The following is a 6100-nucleotide window of genomic DNA, read 5'->3' on the forward strand; positions in this document are numbered from 1 at the left end:
GTCGCCGCGCCATCTCAGCCTCGAGACCGCGCGGGAACTCGGCCGGCGGGCCAAGGACCGCGCCGCCAAGGTGGCACTGACCGTCGATGCCGACGATGCGACGCTTGAAAATATCGTCGAGACCCTGCGGCCGGACCTGCTGCAATTGCACGGCACGGAAACCATCGCCCGCGTGCGCGACATCAAGGCGAAGTTCGCACTTCCGGTCATGAAGGTGATTGCGGTCGAAACGTCAGCCGATCTCGCGGCGCTGCCGGGCCATGCTGATGTGGCCGACCGCATCCTGTTCGACGCCCGCGCGCCCAAGGGGGCCACCCGCCCCGGCGGGCTAGGGGCCGTGTTCGACTGGCACGTTTTGGAAAAGCTCGATCTCCAACTGCCTTTCATGGTCTCGGGCGGGCTTTCCGCCGACAACGTCGCCGAGGCGGTCCACGTCACCCGCGCCGGCGGCGTTGATGTATCCTCTGGCGTGGAAAGCGCGCCCGGTGTCAAGGATCCCGAGATGATCCGTAATTTTATTCGCGCCGCGCGCGCCACCGAAGAATTGATGGTCCGATGAATCCAAACCTGCCCAATTCGTTCCGCACCGGCCCCGACGAACGCGGGCATTTCGGCATTTTCGGCGGACGCTTCGTCGCCGAGACGCTGATGCCGCTGATCCTCGATCTGGAAAAGGCCTATGCCGACGCCAAGGCCGATCCGGCCTTCCAGGCGGAGATGAACGGCTACCTCAAGCACTATGTCGGCCGGCCGTCGCCCTTATACCTCGCCGAGCGCCTGACCGAGCATCTCGGTGGCGCGAAAATCTATTTCAAGCGCGAGGAGCTCAACCACACCGGCTCGCACAAGGTCAACAATGTGCTTGGCCAGATCATGGTCGCGCGCCGCATGGGCAAGAAGCGCATCATCGCCGAGACCGGCGCCGGCCAGCATGGCGTCGCCACCGCTACGCTGTGCGCGCGGTTCGGGCTCGAATGCGTGGTCTACATGGGCGCAGTCGATGTCGAGCGGCAGCAGCCCAATGTGATCCGCATGGAGATGCTGGGCGCCAAGGTAGTCCCGGTGCAATCAGGCTCGCGCACGCTGAAGGATGCGATGAATGACGCGCTGCGCGACTGGGTCACCAACGTCCACAACACGTTCTACTGCATCGGTACGGTGGCGGGCCCGCATCCCTATCCGATGATGGTGCGCGACTTCCAGTCCGTGATCGGCGACGAGACGCGCGAGCAGATGCAGGAGGCCGAGGGCCGCCTGCCGGATTCGCTGATCGCCTGCATCGGCGGCGGCTCCAACGCGATGGGCCTGTTTCATCCCTTCCTCGACGATCCCTCGGTCGAAATTTTTGGCGTCGAAGCCGCCGGCCATGGGCTGACCCAGCTACACGCGGCCTCGATCGCCGGTGGCCGTGCGGGCGTACTGCATGGCAACCGCACCTATCTCTTGATGGACGATGACGGCCAGATCCAGGACGCGCATTCGATCTCGGCGGGTCTCGATTATCCCGGCATCGGCCCGGAGCATTCCTGGCTGCACGAGACCGGCCGCGTTACCTATCTGTCGGCGACCGACGATGAGGCCTTAGCGGCGTTTCAACTGCTGTCGCGGCTCGAAGGCATCATCCCCGCGCTCGAGCCGGCGCATGCCATCGCCAAGGTGATGGAACTCGCGCCGAAGCGGCCAAAGGATCATCTGATGGTGGTCAACCTCTCCGGCCGCGGCGACAAGGACGTGCCGCAGGTCGGCGATATCTTGAAGGGCAAGAAGAAGTGACCACCCGTATCGACGCACGCTTTGCCGAACTCGCCAAGCAGGGCCGCTCGGCTTTCGTCACCTTCCTGATGGCCGGCGATCCCGATCCCAAAACGTCGCTCGACATCATCAAGGCGCTGCCGAAGGCCGGTGCCGACATTATCGAGATCGGCATGCCCTTTACCGATCCGATGGCGGACGGGCCGTCGATCCAGGCGGCGGGGTTGCGCGCACTGAAGGCCGGCATGACCCTGAAGAAAACGCTGGAGATGGTCCGCGGCTTCCGCAAGGACGACGACGCCACGCCTTTGGTGCTGATGGGCTACTACAATCCGATCTACATCTACGGCGTCGATAAATTCCTCGCCGATGCGAAGGCTGCCGGCGTCGATGGGTTGATCATCGTCGACCTGCCGCCGGAGGAGGACACCGAACTGTGCCTGCCGGCGATGAAGGCGGGGCTCAATTTCATCCGTCTGGCGACGCCGACCACGGACGACAAGCGCCTGCCCGCGGTGCTCGCGAACACCTCCGGCTTCGTCTATTACGTCTCCATCACCGGCATCACCGGCAGCGCCAGCGCCGATTCCAAGGTGGTCGGCGAGGCCGTCGCCCGCATCAAGCGGCATACCAAACTGCCCGTCTGTGTCGGCTTCGGCATACGCACGCCGGATGCGGCGCGGGCGATTGCCGAAAGTGCCAATGGCGCCGTGGTAGGCACCGCGCTGGTCGATGCGCTCCGCGCCAGCCTCGACGCCGAGGGGCGCGCGACCTCGAAAACCGTCGGCGCTGTAGCCGATCTGGTGGCCGCGCTGGCGCAGGGCGTCCGGGGAGCGAAACAGGCCGCAGAATAGGCCACATTTGCGACGGCTTGCCGGGCTACGTCCGGATCGCCATATAGTCCAGCTAATGCGTCCAGCCGCATTCGGAGCGAACCATGAATTGGCTCACCAATGTCGTCCGCCCAAAAATCCGCAGCATCCTGCGCCGCGAGACGCCGGAGAATTTGTGGATCAAGTGCCCGGATTCCGGGCAGCTCGTGTTCTACAAGGACGTCGAGGCCAACCAGTTCGTCATTCCCGGCTCGAACTACCACATGCGCATGGGCGCAACCGCGCGGCTGAAATCGATCTTCGACAACGAGACCTGGTATGACATCGCGTTGCCCGAAGTGACGCCCGATCCGCTGAAGTTTCGCGACGAGCGCAAATACGCCGACCGCATCAAGGATGCGCGCGCCAAGACCGGGCTGAACGACGCCATCAAGGTCGGCTACGGCAAGCTCGAAGGCGCCGGCGTCGTCGTGGCGGTACAGGATTTCGATTTCATGGGTGGCTCGCTCGGCATGGCCGCGGGCGAGGCGATCGTGCGCGGGCTTGAGCTCGCGGTGGAAAAGAAGTCGCCGTTCATTGTGTTCGCGGCCTCTGGCGGCGCGCGGATGCAGGAGGGCATCCTGTCGCTGATGCAGATGCCGCGCACCACCGTCGGCGTGCAGATGCTGCGCGAAGCGAAATTGCCCTACATCGTGGTGCTGACCAATCCGACCACCGGCGGCGTCACCGCGTCCTACGCCATGCTGGGCGACGTGCAGATCGCCGAGCCCGGCGCGCTGATCGGCTTCGCCGGCGCGCGCGTGATCGAGCAGACCATCCGCGAGAAACTGCCGGAAGGCTTCCAGCGCGCCGAATATCTGCTCGACCACGGCATGGTCGACATGGTGGTGCATCGCCACGAGATGCGTCCGACGCTGGCGCGGCTCTGCCGCATCTTGACCAAGTCGCCGCCGCTCGACGTCGCCTCAAAGCCGTCGCCGCAGGTTACGGACCCGGCCCAGATCGTCTTGGCGCCGGAAGCCGTGCCGGCTGCGCCCCACGCGTGAACCTGCCCGCCGCCAAATCCCAGCCGCTCGGTGAATTGATCGCGCGGCTGTCTGCCCTGCATCCGAGGCGTATCGATCTCAGCCTCGATCGCATGCAGCGTCTGCTGGCGCAGCTCGATCATCCCGAGCGCCTGTTGCCGCCGGTGATCCATGTCGCCGGCACCAATGGCAAGGGTTCCACGATCGCCTATCTGCGCGCGATCCTCGAGGCCGCAGGCCTGCGCGTGCACGTCTACACTTCGCCCTACCTGGTTAGAATCAACGAATGCTTCCGTATCGGCAAGAAAGGCGGCGGCCGGCTGGCTGATGATGCCGAGTTGCGCCGGGTGCTGGAGCACTGCGAACAGGTCAATGCGGGCGAGCCGGTCACGATTTTCGAAATGGAGACCGCGGCGGCGTTTTGCCTGTTCGCGGAGCATGAAGCCGATGTCGTGCTGCTCGAAACCGGTCTCGGCGGGCGGCTCGACGCCACCAACGTCATCGACCGGCCGATCGCCGTTGTCATCGCGCCGGTCAGCATGGACCATACCGAGTTTCTCGGTAACTCGCTGACCGCGATCGCGGGCGAAAAGGCCGCCACTATCAAGCGCGGCGCGCCGGTAGTCTGCGCGGAGCAGACGCCGGAGGCGATGGCTGTCATCGAGGCGCAGGCCAATCGCATGCGCGCGCCGCTGCATGCGGCCGGGCAGCAATGGCATGTCAGTGTCGAGCGCGGGCGGCTGGTCTATCAGGACGAGCGCGGCCTGATGGATCTCGCGGCGCCAAAGCTGTTCGGGCGGCATCAGTTCGACAATGCCGGCCTTGCCATTGCGACGCTGCGAGCGATCGAGGCGTTCAAGATCGGGATGGGCGCTTTCGAGGCCGGCATCGTCAACGCCGAATGGCCGGCGCGGATGCAGCGGCTGTCCGCGGGTGCGCTGGTCGATCAGGGGCCGAAGGCTTGCGAGATCTGGCTCGATGGCGGGCACAATGCGGAAGGTGGCCGCGTCGCCGCCGCTGCGCTCGGCGATCTCGAAGAGCGGGTGTCGCGTCCGCTGGTCGTGATCGCGGGCATGATGGCGAGCAAGAATGCGAATTCGTTTCTCGCCAATTTCGCTGGTCTGACGCGCCACATCATCGCAGTGCCGATTCCTGGCCGCGATAATGCGATGCCGCCGGATCGGCTGGCCGATGCCGCGCGCGCGCTCGGCATGCGCGTGGAAAATGCTGCCAGCGTCGAAGCGGCGCTGCACGCGCTGTCGCGGCTGGCGTATGAAGTGCCGCCGCGCGTCCTGATTACCGGTTCGCTCTATCTCGCCGGCCATGTGCTTGATATCAACGGCACGCCGCCGGGATAGCCGTCCGACTAAAATTAAATGACCGCTGGAATTGCTTCCAGCGGCCGCCCGGGAAAAAAATATCGATTGCTTAAGAAATTCGCCAGCCCCGGTCTTGCAAAGTCTAGCTAAGCTGCCCGCAAGCTGCGAGTCGGAACCCGAGTTTCCCTAGTAAAACCAAAGCAGCATGTTGCAAGCCGGCTTCACCCAAATGGGGTAGATCGGAATAGCATCGTTCTTGCGGGATAAGAGCACCTGACCAAACTGGAAGTTCGCATGCGTTTTGCCGCCATTGCCGATGTGCACGGAAATTACCTGGCGCTGGAAGCCGTGCGGGCCGATATCCGCGCACAAGGCATTGGCGAGATCGTCAATCTCGGCGACATGGCAAGCGGACCGCTCGACGCGCGGCGAACCATGGACGCGTTGATGGCGCTCGACGCCGTGCACGTGCTCGGCAATCATGATCGCTGGCTGATCGACCGGCCGGTGGAGAAGATGGGCTCGTGGGAGCGGCCCGCCTACGCGCAACTCGACACCATGCATCTCGACTGGTTGCGCACCGTGCCATCAACGCAGATATTTCGCGATCGGGTGTTTCTCTGTCACGCGACGCCTGCCGACGATAATGTCTACTGGCTGGAGACAGTGACGCCTGATGGCTCGGTCAAGATGTCGTCGCTTGAGGCGATCGAGAAAGAGGCTGAAGGAATCTCGCAGTCGTTGATTCTGTGCGCCCATACCCACATCGCGCGTGCCGTCAGACTCGGTGACGGGCGCTTGGTGGTTAATCCCGGAAGCGTCGGCGGTCCCGGCTTCTCCTACAGCGTTCCATTCCCGCATGTGATCGAGGCCGGCACGCCTGATGCGCGCTACGCAATTCTGGAATTCAGCGATGCGTCCTGGCGCGTGGCCTTTCGCCATGTGCCCTATGATCACGATGCGATGGCAGCATTGGCGCGGCGCAACGGCGATGCTGAATTTGCATCCGCGCTTTCGACGGGATGGATCAACGTGTAGCCCGGATGGAACGCAGCGCAATCCGGGGGTAATTCCGGATGATTGCGAGAGAGCTCCCGGGTTACGCTTTCGCTCCACCCGGGCTTGTATGGGGATATGGTTGTCAAGGGGAATGATTGATCAGGGCATGTAT

General features: G+C 63.9%; 6 protein-coding genes. All 6 read left to right on the forward strand.

Features of this window, described 5'->3' with window-relative positions; genetic code table 11:
- Positions 1-559 (forward strand): phosphoribosylanthranilate isomerase (locus tag CP49_RS09545; protein WP_057850017.1); only part of this gene is annotated, 559 nt, incomplete at its 5' end.
- Complete coding sequence (gene trpB / locus CP49_RS09550) at positions 556-1773, forward strand: tryptophan synthase subunit beta (RefSeq protein ID WP_057850018.1); 1218 nt, start codon at positions 556-558, stop codon at positions 1771-1773. The genes CP49_RS09545 and trpB, both read left to right, overlap by 4 nt.
- Positions 1770-2606 carry a tryptophan synthase subunit alpha gene (gene trpA, locus CP49_RS09555; RefSeq protein WP_057850019.1) on the forward strand — a complete coding sequence of 279 codons (837 nt, stop codon included), beginning with the start codon at positions 1770-1772 and terminating at the stop codon, positions 2604-2606. Before trpB ends, trpA begins: the two co-directional genes overlap by 4 nt.
- Before the next feature lie 83 nt (positions 2607-2689).
- A complete protein-coding gene (accD, locus tag CP49_RS09560) occupies positions 2690-3631 on the forward strand; it encodes an acetyl-CoA carboxylase, carboxyltransferase subunit beta (RefSeq protein WP_057850020.1) in 942 nt (313 codons plus the stop codon).
- A complete protein-coding gene (locus CP49_RS09565) occupies positions 3628-4968 on the forward strand; it encodes a bifunctional folylpolyglutamate synthase/dihydrofolate synthase (RefSeq protein WP_057850021.1) in 1341 nt (446 codons plus the stop codon). Before accD ends, CP49_RS09565 begins: the two co-directional genes overlap by 4 nt.
- Before the next feature lie 255 nt (positions 4969-5223).
- Entirely contained in the window at positions 5224-5967 is a 744-nt protein-coding gene (locus CP49_RS09570) for a metallophosphoesterase family protein (RefSeq protein WP_057850022.1), read from the forward strand.
- Positions 5968-6100 lie beyond the last annotated feature (133 nt).

Source organism: Bradyrhizobium valentinum, from assembly GCF_001440405.1.
Lineage (GTDB): Bacteria > Pseudomonadota > Alphaproteobacteria > Rhizobiales > Xanthobacteraceae > Bradyrhizobium > Bradyrhizobium valentinum.

Bases quoted from the DNA above. Each gene is read 5' to 3' on its own strand.
- trpB (WP_057850018.1), top strand. From the start codon at position 556: ATGAATCCAAACCTGCCCAATTCGTTCCGCACCGGCCCCGACGAACGC.
- accD (WP_057850020.1), top strand. From the start codon at position 2,690: ATGAATTGGCTCACCAATGTCGTCCGCCCAAAAATCCGCAGCATCCTG.
- CP49_RS09570 (WP_057850022.1), top strand. From the start codon at position 5,224: ATGCGTTTTGCCGCCATTGCCGATGTGCACGGAAATTACCTGGCGCTG.